The sequence below is a fragment of the Oceanicola sp. D3 genome (genome assembly GCF_006351965.1).
Taxonomy (GTDB): Bacteria; Pseudomonadota; Alphaproteobacteria; order Rhodobacterales; family Rhodobacteraceae; genus Vannielia.
Genome location: NZ_CP040932.1, coordinates 3831744 through 3852584, shown reverse-complemented (window position 1 = coordinate 3852584; position 20841 = coordinate 3831744). Strand labels below are relative to the sequence as shown.

General features: G+C 66.1%; 16 protein-coding genes and 1 tRNA gene. 13 read left to right on the top strand and 4 right to left on the bottom strand.

Going from position 1 to position 20841, the window contains the following annotated elements:
• Positions 1–80: 80 nt before the first annotated feature.
• On the top strand, positions 81–1664 hold the full coding sequence (locus tag FHY55_RS19325) for a recombinase family protein (RefSeq protein ID WP_140016203.1): 1584 nt from the start codon (positions 81–83) through the stop codon (positions 1662–1664).
• Here the strand turns inward: FHY55_RS19325 and FHY55_RS19320 are convergent.
• Positions 1621–1697 (bottom strand) — tRNA-Met (locus FHY55_RS19320). The two genes, FHY55_RS19325 and FHY55_RS19320, sit on opposite strands and share 44 nt — an antisense overlap.
• Before the next feature lie 197 nt (positions 1698–1894).
• Here FHY55_RS19320 and selD point away from each other — a divergent pair.
• Positions 1895–4051 (top strand): selenide, water dikinase SelD, encoded by a 2157-nt coding sequence (gene selD / locus FHY55_RS19315; protein WP_140015743.1) that lies wholly within the window; start codon positions 1895–1897, stop codon positions 4049–4051.
• A 94-nt stretch (positions 4052–4145) separates the two neighbouring features.
• Here the strand turns inward: selD and mnmH are convergent, their stop codons facing one another.
• Entirely contained in the window at positions 4146–5192 is a 1047-nt protein-coding gene (mnmH, locus tag FHY55_RS19310) for a tRNA 2-selenouridine(34) synthase MnmH (protein WP_140016202.1), read from the bottom strand.
• Positions 5193–5295: 103 nt separating this feature from the next.
• Here mnmH and FHY55_RS19305 point away from each other — a divergent pair, with 103 nt between their 5' ends.
• From FHY55_RS19305 to FHY55_RS19290, 4 genes are all read left to right on the top strand, one after another.
• The gene (locus tag FHY55_RS19305) at positions 5296–7269 is read left to right on the top strand and encodes a caspase family protein (protein WP_168223065.1); all 1974 of its coding nucleotides are present in this window, start codon (positions 5296–5298) and stop codon (positions 7267–7269) included.
• A 17-nt stretch (positions 7270–7286) separates the two neighbouring features.
• The gene (locus FHY55_RS19300; protein WP_140015741.1) at positions 7287–8330 is read left to right on the top strand and encodes a serine protease; all 1044 of its coding nucleotides are present in this window, start codon (positions 7287–7289) and stop codon (positions 8328–8330) included.
• 147 nt (positions 8331–8477) lie between these two features.
• A complete protein-coding gene (locus tag FHY55_RS19295) occupies positions 8478–10649 on the top strand; it encodes an esterase-like activity of phytase family protein (protein WP_140015740.1) in 2172 nt (723 codons plus the stop codon).
• Positions 10650–10788: 139 nt separating this feature from the next.
• Positions 10789–12066, top strand: coding sequence for an MFS transporter (locus tag FHY55_RS19290; RefSeq protein WP_140015739.1), 1278 nt, complete (start codon positions 10789–10791; stop codon positions 12064–12066).
• Positions 12067–12097: 31 nt separating this feature from the next.
• Here FHY55_RS19290 and FHY55_RS19285 read toward each other — a convergent pair whose 3' ends face one another.
• Positions 12098–12805 (bottom strand): IclR family transcriptional regulator, encoded by a 708-nt coding sequence (locus tag FHY55_RS19285; protein WP_140015738.1) that lies wholly within the window; start codon positions 12803–12805, stop codon positions 12098–12100.
• Positions 12798–13202 carry a thioesterase family protein gene (locus FHY55_RS19280; RefSeq protein ID WP_140015737.1) on the bottom strand — a complete coding sequence of 135 codons (405 nt, stop codon included), beginning with the start codon at positions 13200–13202 and terminating at the stop codon, positions 12798–12800. Before FHY55_RS19280 ends, FHY55_RS19285 begins: the two co-directional genes overlap by 8 nt.
• Before the next feature lie 87 nt (positions 13203–13289).
• On the opposite strand from FHY55_RS19280, the gene FHY55_RS20835 reads away from it, so the two are divergent.
• From FHY55_RS20835 to FHY55_RS19245, 7 genes are all read left to right on the top strand, one after another.
• A complete protein-coding gene (locus FHY55_RS20835) occupies positions 13290–14408 on the top strand; it encodes an FAD-dependent monooxygenase (protein WP_140015736.1) in 1119 nt (372 codons plus the stop codon).
• On the top strand, positions 14405–15955 hold the full coding sequence (locus FHY55_RS20830) for a benzoate-CoA ligase family protein (RefSeq protein WP_140015735.1): 1551 nt from the start codon (positions 14405–14407) through the stop codon (positions 15953–15955). The genes FHY55_RS20835 and FHY55_RS20830 overlap by 4 nt, the downstream gene beginning before the upstream one ends.
• Before the next feature lie 68 nt (positions 15956–16023).
• Positions 16024–17202 carry an ABC transporter substrate-binding protein gene (locus FHY55_RS19265; protein WP_140015734.1) on the top strand — a complete coding sequence of 393 codons (1179 nt, stop codon included), beginning with the start codon at positions 16024–16026 and terminating at the stop codon, positions 17200–17202.
• Between the two features lie 57 nt (positions 17203–17259).
• Positions 17260–18183, top strand: coding sequence for a branched-chain amino acid ABC transporter permease (locus tag FHY55_RS19260; protein WP_140015733.1), 924 nt, complete (start codon positions 17260–17262; stop codon positions 18181–18183).
• 163 nt (positions 18184–18346) lie between these two features.
• On the top strand, positions 18347–19306 hold the full coding sequence (locus FHY55_RS19255) for a branched-chain amino acid ABC transporter permease (protein ID WP_140015732.1): 960 nt from the start codon (positions 18347–18349) through the stop codon (positions 19304–19306).
• Complete coding sequence (locus FHY55_RS19250; RefSeq protein WP_140015731.1) at positions 19303–20046, top strand: ABC transporter ATP-binding protein; 744 nt, start codon at positions 19303–19305, stop codon at positions 20044–20046. The genes FHY55_RS19255 and FHY55_RS19250 overlap by 4 nt, the downstream gene beginning before the upstream one ends.
• Positions 20046–20747 (top strand): ABC transporter ATP-binding protein, encoded by a 702-nt coding sequence (locus FHY55_RS19245; RefSeq protein WP_140015730.1) that lies wholly within the window; start codon positions 20046–20048, stop codon positions 20745–20747. The genes FHY55_RS19250 and FHY55_RS19245 overlap by 1 nt, the downstream gene beginning before the upstream one ends.
• The last annotated feature ends 94 nt before the right edge of the window (positions 20748–20841 follow it).

Here is a 20841-nt window from a genome sequence, read left to right as displayed (position 1 = left end):
CGGCTGCTCGACTTCGTGCGGGCCTTGGCGCGGGCGCATGCACGTGCTGATACTGAAGGCACCGAACTGAAGGAGCCGACATGCCCGAGCGCCGCCGAGCCGCGATCTACGCGCGCTACTCGACAGACTTGCAGAGCGACCGATCGGTCGAAGATCAGATTGCGCTTTGCAGCACCTACGCCGCCCGAGAGGGGCTGAGCGTCACCCGAACCTATCACGACCGCGCCAAGTCGTCGGCCTCGATGCTGGGGCGCGACGGACTGCTGACGCTGATGGAGGATGCCCGGGCGGGCGCTTTCGATGTGCTGGTGGTTGAGGCGATCGACCGGATCAGCCGCGATCAGGAGGATCTCGCGGGCCTGCACAAGCGGCTGGAGTTTGCCGGTGTCGAGATCCGCACGGTCCATGGCGGTCGGGCGAGCATGATCGAGATCGGAGTGCAGGGCCTCATGGGCCAGATATTCCTTGCGCAGAACAAGGAGAAGATCAGGCGCGGGCTGGCCGGCGTGGTGCGCGATGGACGAAACCCGGGCGGCCGTGCTTATGGCTACACGCCGGTCCCGGGCCAGCCCGGCGAGCTCACGATTGTCGAGGCCGAGGCAGAAGTGATCCGCCGGATCTGCCAGGACTATGTGAGCGGCAAGGGCCCCAAGGCTATCGCCGCCGAGCTGAATGCAGAGGGCATCGCGCCACCGCGCGGCGCGCGCTGGAACAGCAGCACGCTCCACGGCAACCCGGCACGCGGCTACGGCATCCTCTGCAATCCGCTCTACGATGGGCGTGTCGTCTGGAACCGCGTCCACATGGTGCTCGACCCCGACACCGGCAAGCGCGTGAGTCGCACCAATCCGATGTCCGAATGGCATGAGGCCGAGGCCGAGCATCTGCGAATCGTCCCTGCGGAACTCTGGGCGGACGTGGAGCGGGTCCGTGAGAGCCGCAAGGGAATGCGGGGCAGGCGCCATACCTTCGCGCCCGCCAGGCCATTCTCAGGGCTGCTGCGCTGCGGTTGCTGTGGCGCAGGTATGTCGATCCAGAAACGCCGGGGCACGTCGATATGGCTTCGCTGCAGCCGCCGTGCCGAGAGTGGCGATTGCAAGCAACGCAAACGGCCCCGCCTCGACAAGATCGAGACCGCCATCTTCGAGCGCCTCACCGAGGAACTGCGCGATCCCGCCTACGCCAAGGCCTACCTGGATGAGTACTCTGCCGAGCGGCAACGCCTCGCCCGAACCGCCGGCAAAGCCCGCGCTCGCCTGGAGCGCGAGGCCGCCCGGGCCCGCGCCGCCTATGACCGCGCCTACCGGCTCTATGTCGATGGAGTGACGGACGGCGACAAAGCGAAGGCAGATATCCTCGCCAAGCGCATAGCTGCAGAGCAGGCAGAGGCGCGACTCGTCGATCGTGACGCCGAAGTGCCGGTGTTGGAGATCCACCCCGTTGCCGCAGACCGCTACCGTCAAGCACTGGTCCAGTTGCAGCAAGAGACCGATCCGGAAGCTCTGAGAACCATACGTGAACTAGTCAGCGAAGTGGTTATCACGCCTACAAAAAATGGCCACGATGTCGAGGTGAAAGGCTACATCTCAGCCCTTGTCGGACCTGAGTGTAGGCAAATGCTGGTAGCGGAGGAGGGACTTGAACCCCCGACACGCGGATTATGATTCCGCTGCTCTAACCACCTGAGCTACTCCGCCAGAAGCGAGGGCCGATGTAGAGGCCGGGCGGCGGGGCGTCAAGGGGGAAATCCAGTGGAAACTGTGGCTATTTCGGCAACAATGCGATGCCTGACCCTCCATCAATCACGCATCACCCGCCATCCACCGGTTAACCGCCATTTTCCCGCGGGCTCCGGGCGGCTATCCTGCTGCCAACACCACTGGAGACCGCCCCTGTGCAAGCCGCCCCTAGCCTGACGAAAGACATCGTGCTTGTCGGTGGCGGCCACGCCCATGCGCTGGTGCTTCGCCGCCTCGGCATGGCCCCGCTTCAGGGTGCGCGGCTGACGCTTATCAACCCCGGCACCACCGCGCCTTATTCGGGGATGCTGCCGGGCCATATCGCCGGGCATTACCCGATCGAGGCTCTGCAGATCGACCTGCACCGCCTTGCCCGCTTCGCCGGGGCCCGGCTGATCGACGGGCGCGCCACCGTGATCGACCGCGCGGCTCGCGAAATCACCGTGGAAACAGCCGAAGGCACCCGCCGGCTGGTCGGCTATGACATCGCCGCGCTCGACGTGGGCGTCACCTCCGATATGCCCGCGCTTCCGGGCTTTGCCGAGCACGCGTGCCCCGCCAAACCGCTTGATGAATTTGCGGCGCGGTGGGCGCGTTTTGTGGCCGCGCCGGGGGCGGCCCGGGTGGTGGTGATCGGCGCGGGGGTGGCTGGGGTTGAGCTGGCCATGGCCGCCCGCCACCGGCTGGCCGGGCTGGGCCACAGCCCGTCTGTCACCCTCGTCGATGCGGGCGCAGCGCTTTCGGCGCTGGGCGGCGGGGCGCGGGCGCGGCTGTTTGAAACCCTGCGCGCCTCACACATCACCCTGTTGGAGCAGGCCCGCGTGGCCCGGATCGAGGCCGAGGCCGTCGCCCTTGAAGATGGCCGCAGCCTGCCCGCCGATTTCGTCATCGGCGCGGGCGGGGCGCGGCCCCACGACTGGCTGGCAGACACCGGGCTGGCCCATCACGAGGGCTTCCTGCGGGTCGGCCCCGACCTGCGCAGCACCACCGACCCAGCCATCTTCGCCGTCGGAGATTGTGCCCATTTCGAGCCGGACCCGCGCCCCAAGGCCGGTGTCTACGCCGTGCGCGCCGCGCCGGTGCTGGAGGAAAACCTACGCCGCAGCCTGCGCGGTGAAACCCGGCTCAAACCCTTCCGCCCGCAGCATGACTACCTCAAGCTGATTTCGCTGGGCGAGAAGGCGGCACTGGGCGAAAAACTCGGTCTCATCACCTCGGGGCCGTGGGTCTGGCGGGTGAAAGACTATATCGACCGCAGCTTCATGGAGAAGTTCACCAGCTTCCCGTCGATGGAGCCTGAAGGCGACGAGAGCGAGCCCATGCTCTGCGCCGGGTGCGGGGCCAAGATTGCCCCCACCGCGCTGAAGGCCGCGCTGGCCGAACTGCCCGCGCCGGAGCGCGATGACGTGGTGAGCCTGCCCGGTGATGATGCCGCGATCCTCGCCATGGAGGGCGATTGGCAGGTCATCACCACCGATCACCTGCGCGGCTTCACCGAAGACCTCGCCCTGATGGCCCGCATCGCTGCCGTTCATGCTCTTGGCGATGTCTGGGCCATGGGCGCGCGTCCGCAGGCGGCGCTGGCCTCCGTCACCCTGCCGCGCATGGCGCCCGAGATGCAGGCCCGCTCCATGCGCGAGGTGCTTGCCGCCGCCTCCGCCATTTTCCGCGCCGAGGGGGCAGAGCTGGTGGGCGGGCATTCGTCGATGGGCGCGGAGGTGCAGCTGGGCTTCACCGTCACGGGCCTGCGCACGGAGTTTCCCGTTGGGCTTGAAAACGCGCAGGTGGGCGATGCGCTGATCCTCACCAAGCCGCTGGGCACCGGCACCGTTCTGGCCGCCGACATGCGCGGGGAGGGGCGGGCGGCTTGGGTGGCCGCTGCGCTCGCCTCCATGGCCCGCCCTCAGGGCGATGCGGCAAAGCTGCTGGCCACGGCCCATGCCATGACAGACGTAACAGGCTTCGGCCTCGCCGGACATTTGCTGGCGATCTGCGAGGCCAGTGGTGTGGCCGCCTCGCTGAAGCTTTCCGCCATCCCCCTGCTGCCCGGCGCCGCCGAACTCGCCGCGCAGGGCATCCGCTCCACCCTCTGGGACGAGAACCGCGCCGCCGTAGCCGCCCGGCTCGGCCTGCCCGCCCCCGCACCCCCCGAGGCAGACCTGCTGTTTGATCCGCAAACCGCCGGCGGCCTCCTCGCCGCCGTCCCTCCGGGCCGGGCCGCGAAGCTGCTGGAAGAGCTGAAGGCGCTTGGCTACCCGGCTGCCCGGATCGGGCAGGTCATGGCGGGCGAGCCCTTTCTTCGGGTGCAGTGACCCGGTACATTTTCTTGCCGGAAATACTCCCACCGGAGGTCTTGAATCCCTTCTGGCGCACCAAAAGCGGTAGGGGCCTCCGGCAGCCGTAGTGTCAGCCAGAAAAGGAAGCGAGATACGCCGCGATGCTGTCGGCGGCGCGCTCCAGCCCGTCTTCGTCCAGCGTAATCTCCAGCGGGGTTTCTGGCCTGTCGGAGCGGCGCGATTTGGCATAGCGCGGGTCGTAGTGATGCAGGCACAGCTCGCCTGCCAGCGTCACCACATCGCCCGCCGCGGCCATCGCCTGCCAGCTTTCGATCCGCTCGCGGCCATGCAGCCGGATGAGCTGGGAGAGGAGGCCGTTCAGCTGCGCCGGGTCGGTGGCCAAGTCGTCGTAAACGCGAGCGAGGTAACGGGCGCGGTCCTGCAGTGCGGCGTGGAGGGCGATGCGTGGCGCGGCCAGCATCTGCTTCCAGAGCGCCGGGGGCACCAGCCGCTCGCCCACCTTCGAGCTTTCGGCCTCCACCAGCACGGGGCGCGCCGGGTCCAGCCCCGCCAGCGCCTGTATCAGCGCGCTCTCAAAGCCTTTCTGCGCCGGTTGCGGCCCCATGTTGCCCAGAAGCGAGCCGCGATGGTTGGCCAGCCCCTCAAGGTCCAGCACCTGCCCGCCGCGCGCCGCCACTCTGTGCAGCAGGTCGGTCTTCGCGGTGCCGGTGTTTCCATCCAGCAGCACCACCCGGTGCGGCAGCTCACCCTCGTAGAGGGCCTTCACCACCGCCCGCCGGTAACTCTGGTAGCCGCCCTCCACCTTGTCGACCCGCCAGCCGATCTGGCCGAGGATGGTGGCAAACCCGCCGCTCCTCTGCCCGCCGCGCCAGCAGTAAACCAGCGGCTTCCACCCGCCATCCTTGTCGGCCAGCGGCCCTTCCAGATGCGCCGCCGCGTTGCGCGCCAAAATCGCCGCGCCCACCTTGCGGGCCAGAAATGGCGAATCCTGCACATAGATCGTGCCCACCTTCGCCCGCTCTTCGTCAGAGAACACCGGCAGCGAGATCGCGCCGGGCACATGGTCCTCGGCGTATTCCGAGGGCGAGCGCACGTCGATCACCGTGTCGAAGGGCAGGGGGGCGCTAGAGAGCGGATCGGGCAGGGTAAAGGCCATGAGCCGGGTTACCGCAGCCACGCGGCGCATGGAAGCGTGTCAATTGCCGTCACAAACACTGCAGAGCCTTGCCCGGGGCGATTTCCCCAATAGTATCGGCCCCATGACGCCACGGCACCTCCCCCTTGCCGCGCTCACCGCGCTGGCCCTCGCCGCCCCCGTAGCGGCCGAAACCCGCGCCCTGCTGATCGGGGTGGGGGATTACGAATACCTCGACGCCGACCTGCGCGGCCCGGTCAACGATGTGGCGCTGATGGCCCGCACGCTGATGTCGCGCGGGGTGGCCCCCGAGGATATCACCGTGCTCACCACCGCCCCCGATCTTCTGCCTGAGGGCGTGGTTGTGGGCGTGCCCCGCCGCGAGGCAATCCTCGCCGGGCTGACCGAGGCCGCAGAGGCCACGGGCGAGGGCGATACCGTGTTTTTCTACTTCTCCGGCCACGGCTCGCAAGCGCCCGACCTCGATGGTGACGATCAAGGCGGCTATGATGAAATCCTGCTCCCATCCGATGCAAAGGATTGGAAGGGCAGCGTTGGCGCTGTCGAAAACGCGATCCTCGATGACGAGCTGCGCGCCGCCGCCGAGGCGATCATGGCCGACGGTGCCGCCCTTGTGGCCGTGCTCGACGCCTGCCACGCCGCCACCGGCTTTCGCGCCATGCCCGGCAAGGGCGCGGCCCGCTATATCGAGCCGACGCTGCTCGGCATCCCCGAGGCGATGGAAGCCGCCGATGCGCGGCCAGCCCCCGCGCTGGAGGGCGACTTTGCCTTTCTCTATTCCTCCCAATCCGACCAGCGCAGCTTTGAATACCCCCATGGCGACCCGGACGACCCTGCCAATTGGTATGGCGAGTTTACCCGCGTCCTCACCACCGTCATGGCCTCCACGCCCGATCTGACATGGGATCAGCTGCTTGCCGCCACCATGGACGGGATGCGCAAAGAGACGGCCACTGCCACCCAAACCCCTGATGGCGAAGGGTCTATCATGTCTGCCCCGGTGTTTGGTGGGGCTGAGGCCGGGGCGCGGATGCGGGTGGACGGCCAGTTGAAGGCAGGCAGCCTCTCGGGCCTCACCGAGGGCAGCGAGGTTACCTTCTACGCCGCAGCCGCAGGCGGCGCGGCGCTGGGCACGGCGACGATCACCAGCCTTACCCCGCTGGAAGCCACGCTTTCCGCCGTGCCAGAAGGCGCAAAATACGCCGAGGTCACCTCCCTCGCGCCCGCAGAGGCCACGCCCCTGCGCCTTTCCGCCCCCGTGGTGGCCGACGGCGAAGACTACACCGAAATCACCGCCGAACTCGCCCGCCTTCAGGCCGAGGGCCTCGTCGATGGCGTCACATGGAACGCCCCGCAACCCGACCGCGCGCTTGTGCTGACAGGCGGCCTGCTCGCCATCACCGGCCCCGATGGCGTGCTCGATCCGGGCGGCCCCGGCTCCTCCCCCCGGTTCGCCGCGCGCGACCTCGCCGAAGCCCTTCCGCGCCTCGCCCAGGTCCAGCGCCTCGAATCCGCGCTGACACAGGCCGAGGCGGGCGCCAAGAAAGGCTTCACCATCTCCGGCCCGCCCGTGAAGGTCGAGGCCGAGATGATCCCAGCCACCTGCGAGGGCGAAACCGGCACGCCGCAGCGCCCCGCGCCCGAGACCGTGCCCCATTGCGCCCAACTCTGGCTCCACATCCGCAACACCTCCTCCAAGGCGCAGGACGTCACCGTGCTCTACCGCGACAAGAGCTTCACCATCACCGCCATCTTCCCCGGCTCAGGCGCCTCCAACCGGCTCAACTTCAACGAGACGGTGCCGGTGGGCATGCTGATGGTGAACGAGGGCGAAGGCTTGGCGCTGGAAGAGGTCATCGTGCTTGTCACCCCGGCCGAGGATGGCGCCCCGCGCACCGCACTCACCGGCCTTGCCAACGACGGCCAGAGCCGGGGCACCGGCAACCCGATGGAACAATTTATCGAGGCCGCCGCCGCCCCCCCCGGTGAATCCTCACGCGATTTCAGCTTTTCGACGGCACCCGCCCCGCTTACCGTAACGCGGATCCCGGTGCGCATCACACCCAAGGACGACTGAAGGAAGGAACAACGGACATGAAATTTGCAGCGGTACTCGTGGCGCTCGCGGGGCTTGGCCTCGGCACCGCCACGGCACAGGATTTCTCGGCAGACGGCAGCGCCTCGCCCTTCGCATGGGCCGAAAGCGGCGAGAAAGCCCAGCACATGGAAGAAAAGGCCGCCGAAGACAGCGGCAGCCGGGTGATCGGCGGCGAAGTGGCCGACGAGGGCGCATGGCCCTGGCAGGTGGCGCTGATGATCAAGGGCAAGGGCGTGACCCCTCAGGCGCATTTCTGCGGCGGCTCGCTGGTGCTGGACCAGTGGGTGCTGACCGCCGCGCATTGCGTCCACATGCAAGACCCGCAGGGCCAGTATCGTGACATCAACCCACAGGCGATCCAGGTGCTTGCAGGCACCAACACCATCGCCGAAGGGCAGGGTGATCTGATCGACGTGGCCGCGCTCTACCGCTTCCCCGGCTATGTCGGCGGGGTGTTCGACAACGACATCGCCCTCCTCAAGCTCGCCCGCGCGCCGCAGGTGCCCTACCAGACCATCAAGATCCCCGATGCCGAGCTGGGCGACCTGCTGGAGCAACCCGGCGTCACCACCACCGTCACCGGCTGGGGCCTGATCGACGGCGGCGAACACCCCGAAGACATGCGCCAGGCCGATATCCAGATGCTGCCGCGCGACGCCTGCAACCAGGCGCTGATGGAGGCCCGCGCCGAAGTGGCCGCCAAGGGCTTCGTCTTCGCCGCCAAAACCTTCGGCCTCACGCCGGAAGACGCGCAGGGCGCATGGGAAGAGCTGGTCAGCCGCGCGCCGATCCCGATCTCCGAGAACATGATCTGCTCGGGCACCTACGAGGGCGGCAAGACGGCCTGCTCGGGTGACAGCGGCGGCCCGCTGGTGGTGAAGGTCAATGACGAGGGCCTTTACATTCAGGCCGGCGTCGTGAGCTGGGGCCTCTCCGGCGAGGGCGGCAAAAACTGCAACGAACAGGCCAAGTTCTCCGCCTACACCCGCACCGCCAACTACCTTGAATGGCTGAACGGCATCATCGCCGCCAACCCGTAAGCGGCAGCGGATCAAAACAGGCAGGGCGGCCGGGGAACCCCGCGCCGCCCTTTGCTTTGCCCGCTCTTCATCCGACTGTCACGCGCGCGTTACCTTAACGTCACCAACCGGGCGCATCTCTCCCCGCATAACAAACAGGGGACTCCCATGCACCGCACGCTTCTCACATCGGCCCTCGCGCTTGCCGCCGTCACCGGCGCCGCGCAGGCCGAACAGGTCTTCAACCGTATCGCCTCCTTCCCGGTGGCCTCCAACATGGCCGAGGGCGAGGACCGCGCCCGCGAGACCTCCGCCGAAATCATCGACGTCACCGCCGACGGCATGACGCTGGTTTACACCGACAGCCCGCTTGGCGTGCTGGGCCGGATCAACATCACCGATCCCGCCGCGCCCGCGCCGCTGGGCAATATCGCGCTGGATGGCGAGCCCACCGCCGTCGCCGTGCTCGGCTCCACCGCCTTCACCGGCATCAACACCTCCGAGAGCTACACCGCCCCCTCCGGTCGCCTTGCCGCGATTGACGTGACCTCCGGCGAAGAGCTGGCCTCCTGCGACCTCGGCGGCCAGCCGGACTCGGTTGCCAAGGCCCCCGATGGCTCCTTCATCGCCGTGGCGATCGAAAACGAGCGCGACGAAGACCTCAACGATGGCGTCCTGCCGCAAATGCCCGCCGGCTTTGTGGTGAAAATCGCCCTGACCGATGGCGCGCTCGATTGCGACAGCCTGCAAAAGATCGAGATGACCGGCCTCGCCGAGGTTGGCGGTGATGACCCCGAGCCCGAGTTCGTCGACATCAACGCGCTGGGCGAAATCGTCGTGACCATGCAGGAAAACAACCACATCGCCGTCATCGGCGCTGATGGCACCGTGGCCTCCCACTTCTCCGCCGGTGCGGTGGACCTTGAGGGGATTGACGCCACCGACGAGCGCGGTGCGCTGCTCTTCACCGAGAGCCAGCAGGGCCGCAAGCGCGAGCCCGATGCGGTGAAATGGATCGACGATCAGCACTTCGCCACCGCCAACGAGGGCGACTACGAAGGCGGCTCGCGCGGCTGGACGATCTTTTCCAAAGACGGCACCGTGGTTTACGAGAGCGGCACCAGCTTCGAGCATGCCCTCGTCCAGATCGGCCACTACCCCGACAAGCGCTCTGACGCGAAGGGCGTTGAGCCCGAGTCGGTCACCTTTGGCGAGTTCGGCGGCAAACCGATGATCTTCGTCGGCTCCGAGCGCGGCTCCATCGTCGGTGTCTACGACGCCACCGACCCGGCCAACCCCGTGCTCACCCAGCTCCTGCCCTCCGGTGTCGGCCCCGAGGGCTATGTCACCATCCCCGAGCGCAACCTGCTGGTGTCGGCCAACGAGAGCGACCTGATCGAAGATGGCGGCGCGCGCGCCCATGTCATGCTCTTCGAATATGCAGAGGGCGAGGCGGCCTATCCGCAGCTTACCTCCGAAGGCATGGAAGAGCTCACCGGCTGGGGCGCGATCTCGGGCATGGTGGCCGAGGGCGAAAGCACCGTCTGGGCGGTGTCCGACAGCTTCTATGGCTACCAGCCACGCATCTTCAAGATCGACGTGGGCAGCAAGCCCGCACGCATCGTCGAGGCCATCGACATCACCCGTGCAGGCCACCCCGCGCAAAAGCTCGACCTTGAAGGCATCACGCTGGACGGGCAGGGCGGCTTCTGGCTCGCGTCCGAGGGCCGCACCGACCGGGTCATCCCCCACGCGCTCTACCATGTGAACGCCGAGGGCGAGATCGAAGAAGAGGTGGGCCTGCCCGCCGAACTCATGGCGGTGGAAAAGCGCTTTGGCTTCGAGGGCATCACCCTCGTCAACGGCACCCTCTGGATGGCCGTGCAACGCGAATGGGCCGATGACCCCAAGAACACCGTCAAGCTCGTGGCCTACACCCCCGAGAGCGGCGAGTGGGGCGCGGTGCGCTATACCAAGGAAGAGCCCGCCACCGGCTGGGTCGGCCTCTCCGAGATCGTGGCGCATGGCGATCACGTCTACCTCGTGGAGCGTGACAACCAGCACGACGACCGCGCCGTGACCAAGAAGATCACCCGCGTGTCGCTCGACCAGATGCAGCCCGCCCCGCTGGGTGGCGAGTTGCCGCTGGTGACCAAGGAAGACGTGCGTGACCTGCTGCCCGACCTCAAGGCAGGCGGCGGCTACGTGCTCGACAAGGTCGAAGGGCTGGCGATCTTCTCCGACGGCACGGCCTGGGTGAGCACCGACAACGACGGCGTCGATGACCACTCCGGCGAAACCATGTTCTTCACCGTGGGCCAGCTCGGCACCGGCTACTGAATTTACCTCAAGCCTTTTTGACAAAGCGCCCCGGTGCGGTTCGCCGCGCCGGGGTTTTTCATTCCGGGGGGATGTGCCCGTTCGGAGCTGCCGCGGCCAAGTCATTGTCTCTGGTGACGATAGCGCCGATGCTGAAGCCATGGCCGCCGAAATAGAGTTCTCATTCCACGCACTTACAGCTTCCGCGCGACGGCACATTCGGGTCTTTCAGGTTCACCAGTTTTTTGACCGCTTTGCCATGGGCCTGACGGTGGCTGTGGTTGCCCTTGCGTTGACCGACAGAGGCATGGACCTCTTCCAGATCTCGCTTCTCTTCGGGGTTTATTCGCTGACGACGATGGCGATGGAGCTGCCTTTTGGCGGCCTGGCCGACAGCATCGGCCGCAAGCCGGTCTTTCTAACGGCTGTCGTCGCCAGCCTGATTTCGCTCGCGCTCTTTCTCTCGACCCGCGATTTTTATGTTCTAGCGCTTTCGTTTGCCTTCATCGGCTTTGGCCGTGCCCTTCGGTCAGGCACGCTCGATGCGTGGTTTGTCGAAACCTTCAGAGCCGCTGCACCCAAGGTGGATGTGCAACCCGCCCTTGCCAAAGCGCAATGGGCCAATGCCGTCGGCTTGGCCTTGGGAGCCATTCTGGGAGGCCTTTTGCCGGATGCTTTCGGTTCGGTGGCGGAGAACCTCGGGTTCAGCATCTATGACGTATCCTACGCCGCAAGCTTTTGCGTGATGCTGGGCGTGTTTGCGTTCACCATCTTGGCCATTGCCGAACCCCCGCGCCCGATGAGCGCGACGGCTCTCAAGCACGGCTTCGCAAGCGTGCCACGGGTGATAAAGAACGCGAGCCTTTTGGCCCTGAAACATCCCGCACTCTCTCTCCTTCTGGGAGCCTTGGCGGTCTTTCTGATGGCCACAAACCCTGTTGAAGTGATCTGGCCGACCCATGCAAAACCCATGCTGGGTGAGGGTTACGCAAATACCGTTATCGGTATCGTAACGGCGACCTATTTCTTCTCGATCGCTCTCGGCGCTTCCCTGTCGCCCCACGTCAGCCGGATCTTCCGGCGGCGGCACGCCCTGACGTTGGCGGCGGTCTTCGCAGGCCTGGCGGTCGTCCAGGTCGCCTTGGCATTGCAGGGCGGCATCATCGGCTTCGTGGCGGTCTTCATCCTGTATTCCGTCCTCCTTGGCGTCAGCGAAACCCCTGCCAGCAGCATCCTGCATAGCTGCGTCGAAGACCGCCAACGCTCGACCATGCTGTCGCTAAGATCTCTGATTCAGCAGTTGGGCGCTGCGCTGGGTCTGGTTCTGGTCGGAGCCGCCGCAAAGCTCTACTCCACACCGATCGCGTGGATGGTGGGCGCGGGGTTTCTCCTTATTGCCGTGATCCTGACCTTACTCTTGGCCAGACGGTTGGCCTGAGGCGCCGATAGCCCGCAGTCGTGCGCCCCGCCTAGACCGCCGACAGCCCCGCACAGAACGCGCGCAGGGCTGTCACCTCCGGCCCATCTGCCGCGCAGATCGCCGGGTCGGTGCCATAAAGCGTTACCGCCGCCTCGATCTCGCCCTGCCAGTCCAGCACTGGCGCGGCGATGGCGGCAAGGCCGGGGATCAGCTCGCCGCTGACCGCCGCAAACCCCGCCCTGCGTATGGCCTCGCGCAGCCCCTCGCCGTCGCCGCCCTCCTCGGCCAGCCGCGCGGCAATCACCGCCTCCGGGGCCCAGCCCAGAAAGGCCCGGCCCGAGGCCGAGCGCTTCAGCGGCATCACCGTGCCCAGCCCGAGCGTGGTGACGACGAAGCGCGGGGCCCGTTCCCAGCGCACCACCACCGCGCCCGCGTTGCCCCAGACGCTGAGCAGCGCCGTCAGCCCGGTTTCTTCCACCAGTTCAGGCAGCGCATCGGCAGTGCGGTTGACCAGATCCACCCGCGCCATCCCGGCCACGCCGAGCGCCACGGCCTCGGGGCCAAGGTCATACTTGCCGGAGCGGCCCGCTTGGCTCACCAGCCCGGCGGAGATGAAGCTGGCGAGGTAGCGATGCGCCTTGCTCGCGGGCATGTCGGCGGCGCGTGCAATCTCGCTCAGCCCCACCGGACCGCCTTGCCGCGAAAGCACGTTGAGCAGCCCAAGTGCCGCATCGAGTGAGCTTAACCCTTCAGCCACCGATCACCTCCCTGAGCGGGGCCACATCGCCCGCGCGTATCCGCCCGCCATCTTCGATAAACACGCCCCGCACCTCCTCGCCTTCAATCACCAAACGCTCCCCAACCGTGCCGCTATAGTCCAGCCGCAGGCTCTTGCGGCCCCATTCTCCGGCGCTCATCTCAAGCCGCAACACATCTCCATCAAAACCCGGCGAACGGAATCGCGCATCGGCGGAAATCAGCCCCAGCCCCCGCGCGCCCAGCTGCCTGCACAGCGCCGCATGGCCGCCGTGCTGCGCCTTGAGGAAGGTGTGAAAGCACCTGTCAAACCAGCGGAAGTAATTGGGATAATAGACAATTCCCGCTGCATCACAGTGCCCGAAGCTGATGTCGACATCCAGGGTAAAGAGGCTCAAATTTCCGCTCCGTAAAACCTATTGCATAATGCGGAACTACCGCCTAACGTCACAGTCGCACAAGACCAAACCGCAGGGGAGGGCGGAATGGCCAAGCCATCATCTATCGACATCATCGGCGGCGGCCCAGGCGGGCTGACGGCAGCCATCCTCGCAGCCCGCGCCTTTCCGCAGGCCCGCGTCACGGTGCATGAAGCCGCGCCGCGCGGGGTGACATGGGGCTTTGGCGTCGTGTTTTCCGACCGGGCGCTGGATTTCCTCGCCAAGGACGATCCCGAAACGCACGACCTGATCGCGCCGCGCATGGAGCGCTGGCAGAACATGGTGCTCAACCACCCCGACGGCGCGGTCACGCTGGACGGCATCGGCTTTGCCGCCATCGGCCGGTTGGAGCTGCTCACCATCCTCACCGCCCGCGCCGAGGCGCTGGGCGTCGAGCTGCGCTTCGGTACCGAGGCAGACCCGGCCTCGATGCAGGCCGACCTCATCATCGGTGCCGATGGCCTCAACTCGCGCTGCCGCACCGCGGCCAACGCGCCCAGCCTCGGCCACATGTCGAACCGCTTTGCGTGGTTCGGCACGCCGCGCCCCTTCGATGCGCTCACCCAAACCTTCATCCGCCACCCCAAGGGTGCGCTGAATGCCCACCATTACCGCTACGCGCCGGATATGAGCACCTTCATCGTCGAGCTGGAGGAAGCGGCCTTTGACGCCCACGGCTTTGCCAACATGGGCGAGGAGGAGAGCGCCGCCTATTGCGCCAGCCTGTTCTCCGATGTGCTCGAAGGCGCGCCTTTGCTCACCAACCGCTCGATCTGGCGGCAATTCCCCAAGCTCTGGTGCGAGACCTGGACGGCGGGGAACATGGCCCTGCTCGGCGATGCGGTGCACACCGCGCATTTCTCCATCGGCTCCGGCACCCGGCTGGCGATGGAAGATGCCATCGCGCTCATCACCGCCATCTCTGGCGCTTCTTCGCTTGAGGCGGGCCTTGCCGACTACCAGCAAAGTCGCCCGCCCGTGGCCCGCAAGATCGTGACCGGGGCAAACACCTCTGCCGCGTGGTACGAGACCTTCTCGCAGCACATGGAAATGCCGCCGCTCGACTTTGCCATGTCTTACGTCACCCGCTCTGGCCGCGTGCCGACCGAAAAGCTGCGCGCCCTCTCGCCTGGCTTCATGGCTGAATATGAGGCCGCGCAATGATTGATCCTGTCCGCACCCCGCCCGGCGCCGTTGAAATTGGCTTCGACAAGGCCGACCACCCGAATTGCGCCGAGATCCTCTGGCAAAACCTCGCACGCAACCCGCAAGCCCGCGCCCTCACCGGCCCGGCGGGCGACCTCACCTATGGCGAGCTGATCGCCAGCGCCGCGCAATGGGGCCACGCCTTCACCGCCGCCGGCCTCGCCCCCGGTGACCGGATCGCGCTGTTTCTCGACGATACGCCGAGCTTTCCGGCCGCGTTCTTCGGGGCCACCCGCGCGGGCTTTGTGCCGGTGCTGCTCAACACCATGACCCCGCCCGAGCTGCTGGCCTTCTACCTTGCCGACAGTGGCGCGCCGCTCGCCGTGACCGAGCCGCAGTATGCCGATCGCTTCCCCGAGGGGGCGCCTGTCATCACCGACCACGCCGCCTTCACCTCCGGCCATCCCACCACGCTCGACGCCGCGCCAACCGGCCCGGATGACATGGCCTTCTGGATGTATTCCTCTGGCTCGACGGGCCGCCCAAAGGGCATTGTCCACCTGCATCACGATATGGCCTACAGCCAACAGAGCTTCGCCACCCATGTGCTGAAGCTGCGCCCCGATGATGTGTGCTTTTCCGTGCCCAAGGCCTTCTTTGCCTATGGGTTCGGCAACAGCTTCACCTTTCCCTTCGCCGTGGGGGCCTGCACCCTGCTGATGCCCGGCCAGCCCAAGCCGGCCGCCGTGCTCGACATGATCGAAGCGCACGCGCCAACCGTCTTTTTCGGCCTGCCCACGCTTTACACCGCGCTCATCAACGCCCCCGGCGTTTCTTCGCGTGATCTGGGCTCGCTGCGGCAATGCATGTCGGCGGCCGAAATTCTCTCGGAGGATGTCTTCACCCGCTGGCAGTCGCTCACCGGCCTGCCGCCTATCGAGGGCCTCGGCAGCACCGAGATGCTCCATGTCTATCTTTCCAACACCGCCACCGAGCAACGGCTCGGCGCGGCGGGCAAGCGGGTGCCGGGCTATGAAATCGAGCTGCGCGCGCCCGATGGCACCCCCACGCCCTCGGGCGAGGATGGGGTGATGTTCGTGCGCGGCCACTCCTCCGCCCCCGCCTATTGGAACCGCCCCGACAAGACCGCCGAGACGATGGACGGCGACTGGATCAACACCGGCGACCGCTTCATCGAGCGCGAGGGCTTCTACTACTTTCAGGGCCGCGCCGACGACCTGGTCAAGGTCTCCGGCCAATGGGTCTGGCCGCTGGAAGTGGAACGCGCGCTCAACGAGCACCCCGAGGTGGTTGAAAGCGCCGTGCTCGCCCACGAGCTGCCCGACCGCCGCATGACTCTCTCCGCCCTTGTCGCCCTGCGCTCCGGCCCTGCGGATGAGGGCGCGGTGAAGATGTTGCAGGCTCACGTCAAGCAGGTGTTGCTGCCCTACAAATATCCCCGCACCATACGCTTCGTCACCGACCTGCCCAAAACGGGCACTGGAAAGATCGACCGTCAGGCTGTCAAACTGGCGCTGCAAGCGAATGAGAAGAATATTGCCTAAAGCGGCAATATATTGCACAAATCATGCGACGCCTGGCACAGACCGGTGCGCACCTAGGGAGGAATAACATGAAAAAGCTACTCACGGCGGCCTGCGCGGCCAGCATCGTGGCCACCGGCGCCCATGCCGAGTCGGTCAAGATCGGCTTCGTCACCACGCTCACCACCGGCGCGGCGGTGATCGGCACCGATATGCAAAACGCGGTCAACCTCGCGGTCGAGCACCTCGACGGCAAGGCGGGCGACCTCGATATCGAGGTGATCTTCGGCGATGACCAGTTCGCCCCGGAAGCGGGCAAACAGGCCACCGACAAGCTGGTGAAGCAGGATGACGTCGATTTTGTCGCCGGTTACATCTGGAGTCACGTGCTTCTGGCCTCGCGCAAATCGGTGCTCGATGCGGGCAAGTTCCTGATCTCGGCCAACGCAGGCCCGAGCCAGATGGCCGGCAAGCTCTGCGACCCCAATTTCTTCTCCACCTCATGGCAGAACGATCAGACCCCGATGGCGCTGGGCGAGGTGCTCAACCAGCAGGGCGTGAAATCGCTCTACCTGATGGCCCCCAACTACGCCGCCGGCAAAGACATGACCGCCGGTGTGGAGCGCGCCTTCAATGGTGAAATCGCGGGCAAAGACCTCACCAAATGGGGCGCCGACGCGCAGCTCGACTTCTCGGCAGAGCTGGCCAAGGCCAAGGCTTCCGGCGCAGACGGGCTCTTCGTCTTCTACCCGGGTGCGGCAGGCGGGGCCTTCATCAAGCAATATGACCAGGCCGGCCTGAAAGACACGCTGCCGCTCTACTCGGTCTTCACCGTCGACGCGCTCTCGCTGCCCAAGCTGCAAGAGGCCGGCTTCGAGGCGGTGCTCGGCTCGCAGACCACGCAGGAATGGGATCCGACGCTGGACAACGCGGCCAACAAGAAGTTCGTCACCGACTTCAAGGCCAAGTTCGGCACCTACCCGAGCTACTACGCGGCGCAAAGCTACGACTCGATCATGCTGATCGCCTCCGCCGTGGCCAAGGTCGGCAACACCGAGGACAAAGACGCCATCCGCGCCGCCCTCAAGGCCGCCGAGTTCGACTCCGTGCGCGGTGATTTCAAGTTCGGCACCAACAACATCCCGGTGCAGGACTTCTACCTGCGCGAAGTGGTGGCCGATGCCGATGGCACCTGGACGACCAAGGTTGTGAGCACTGTCTTCGAAGATCACGTCGACAGCTTCGCCGCCGAATGCTCGATGGAATGACCTGAAATCCGGACGGGCAGGGGGCCTTTCCCTGCCCGCCCAAACCGCGAGACATCCGTGGATACCTCTCTCCTCATCATCCAAACGCTGAACGGGTTGCAACTTGGCCTGCTGCTGTTCCTCGTCGCCTCCGGGCTGACGCTGGTCTTCGGCATCCTCGATTTCGTCAACCTCGCCCATGCCTCGCTCTACATGCTCGGGGCCTTCATCTGCGCCTCGCTGACCTACCTCGTCGGCAATTTCTTTCTCGCTGTGTTGCTGGCCCTGCCGCTCACGGCGGCGCTCGGTTGGGCGGTGGAGCGCTTCATCGCCCGCCCGCTCTATGCCCGCGACCACCTCGACCACGTGCTCGCCACCTTCGGCCTGATCCTCGTGTTCGATACCGCCGCCCACCTGATCTGGGGCCCCGAGGGCATCGCCGTGCCGCTGCCCCCCGCCTTCACCGGGCAAATCGAACTGTCCGAAACCCTCGTGATCCCCACCTACCGCCTCGTCATCATCGCCGCAGGCCTCGTTGCGGCAACTGGGCTCTACTGGATGGTCACCCACACGCGCCTCGGCATGCTGATCCGCGCCGGCGCCTCCAACCGCACCATGGTCGCGGCGCTCGGCATCAACATCGAGCTGCTCTTCGGCCTCGTCTTCGCGCTGGGCGCGGCGCTGGCCGGGCTGGCGGGCATGCTGATCGCGCCGATCACAGAGGCCAGCATCGGCATGGGCAACCAGGTCATCATCACCGCCTTCGTCGTCATCATCGTCGGTGGCATCGGCTCGATGAAAGGCGCCTTCATCGCCGCCCTGCTGATTGGCCTGATCGACACGCTGGGCCGCAGCTTCCTCGACGACATCTTCAAGCTGGTCATGTCGCCCGATGCCGCCGAAAACTCCGCCCCCGCGCTCTCGGCAATGCTGATCTACATCATCATGGCCTGTGTCCTCGCGCTGAAACCGCAGGGCCTGTTCCCGCCGAAGGTGCGGTGAGGCCGATGACGCACCAAAAGAGATTCAAGTCTTCCGGCGGGGACATTTCCCGCAAGAAAATGGACAATTTGATTCAAATTGCTCCCGTTTGGGCGCACCACCCTGCGCATTTTCTTGCTGCAAATATCCATGCAAACGGCTGGCCCCAAGCGGAGTGCCAGCCATGAGTCCCCGCACAATCGCCACCCTTGTGGCCATGGCCCTGCTCGCCGTGCTGCCCCCGGTGTTCTACTTCACCGGCAACGCCTTCTGGCTCGATCTTGCCACCCGCCTCACCATCCTTGCCAACGCGGCCGTCAGCCTGAACCTGATCCTCGGCTACGGCGGGCTGGTGAGCTTCGGCCATGCGGCCTACGTGGGCCTTGGGGCCTACGCGGTGGGCATCCCCGCCTACCATTGGCTCTACGGCGGGCTGGAGGACCTTGGCCTCGCCACCACCTCCGGCCTTGTTCAGATCCCGCTGGCCATGGCGGTCTGCGCGCTCTTCGCACTTGTGACCGGGGCGATCTGCCTGCGCACCAAGGGCGTCTATTTCATCATGATCACCATGGCCTTCGCCCAGATGGTCTATTACGCGATCGTTTCGATCGAGGAATACGGCGGCGACGATGGGCTGGTGATCGACACCCGCTCAGAGCTGCCCAGCATCAACCTTGATGACCCGCTTCAGCTCTTCGGCCTCGCCTATGTGTCGCTGCTCGTCGCCATGCTGATCGTGCGGATGGTCACCCGCTCGCGGTTTGGCATGGTGCTGCGCGGGGCCAAGGGCAATGCCGAGCGGGTGCAGATGATGGGGCTGAATACCTATGCCTACCGGCTGACAGCCTATGTCATCTCCGGGGCCATGGCGGGCTATGCCGGGGCGCTCTTGGGCAACTTCACCACCTTTATCAGCCCCGAGATGATGGATTGGACGCGCTCCGGCGAGCTGATGTTCATGGTCATCCTTGGCGGCGGCGGCACCACCGGCGGGCCGGTGCTTGGGGCGGCGGCCTTCATCATCCTCGAAGAGTGGCTGAGCCATTACACCATCTATTGGCACCTTCCCTTCGGACTGCTGCTGATTGCCGTTGTGCTCTTTACCCGAGGCGGGCTGATGGGCTTTTTCCGGGGGCGCAAATGAGCATTCTGGAAACCCGCAACCTGATGAAGAGCTTTGGCGGCATCCGCGCCACCGATGACCTTTCGCTCACCGTCGAGCCGGGCGAGTTGCACGCCATCATCGGCCCCAACGGCGCAGGGAAGACCACGCTGATCACCCAGCTCTGCGGCTCGCAGCGGCCAGACGCCGGGCAGGTGTTGTTCAAGGGCCGCGACATCACCGGGCTCGCCGCCCACAAGCGCGCGCGTCTCGGCATCACCCGCAGCTTCCAGATCACCTCGCTGATCCTCGACATGACTGCGCGCGAGAACATCGCGCTCGCCGTGCAGGCCCGCGCAGGCTCGTCCTTCCGCTTCTTCCGCGCCGCCGCCTCGGTGGAGGCGATCCAAGCCCGCGCGACGGAGCTTCTCGCCCGCGTCGGCCTTGCCGAAAAAGCCGATCTGCCCACCCGCGCCCTCTCGCACGGCGAGCACCGCCACATGGAAATCGCCATTGCGCTGGCGAGCGAAGCCGAGCTGATGCTGCTCGATGAGCCGATGGCCGGTCTCGGCCCGGAGGAAAGCGCCCGCATGGTGGAGCTGTTGCGTGGGCTGAAGGGCAAGCACACCATCGTGCTGATCGAGCACGATATGGACGCCGTCTTTGCCCTCGCCGATCGTATCTCGGTGTTGGTCTACGGCCATATCATCGCCACCGGCGCGCCCGCCGAGATCCGCGCCAACAAGGAGGTCGAAGCGGCCTATCTGGGGGAGGAGGTCTGATGCTGACGGTCGAAAACCTGCAGGCCCATTACGGCCCCTCCCAAGCGCTCTTTCGCGTCTCGCTGCAAGTCAACGCCGGCCAGGTGGTGACCCTGCTGGGCCGCAACGGCATGGGCAAGACCACCACGATCAGCGCCATCATGGGCATCCTCAAACCCAGCGCCGGGCGGGTGCGGCTGGAAACCCGCGAAATCGCCGGGCTGCCCTCGCACCGCATCGCCAACCTCGGCCTCGGCCTCGTGCCCGAAGGCCGCCAGATATTTCCCAACCTGACCGCGCGCGAAAACCTCGTTGCCACCGCCTCCAACCACCTTGATCAGCCCGATCCCTGGACCGAAGAGCGGGTCTATGCCCTCTTTCCTGAGCTGGAAAGCCGCGCCAGCTCCATGGGCAACCTGCTTTCGGGCGGCGAACAGCAGATGCTCGCGATCGGTCGCGCGCTGATGACAAACCCGCGCCTGCTCATCCTCGACGAAGCCACCGAGGGCCTCGCCCCGCTGGTGCGCGCCAAGATCTGGGAGGCGCTTGGGCAAATCCGCGACACCGGCCTCTCCATCCTCGTGGTCGACAAAAACCTGCACGACCTGATGAAGCTCGCCGACCGCCACACCATCATCCAGCGCGGCGAAACCGTCTGGCAGGGCACCTCGGCGGAGCTTGAGGCGGATGTCGCGGCACGGGAGAGCTACCTCGGCCTGTAGGGTGGTCAATCTGCCCACCGCCCGACCGATCCATTAACTTAACCACCCCATGCGAATTCCCGTATGCATGGGATGTGCATCGCATGTGCATGGG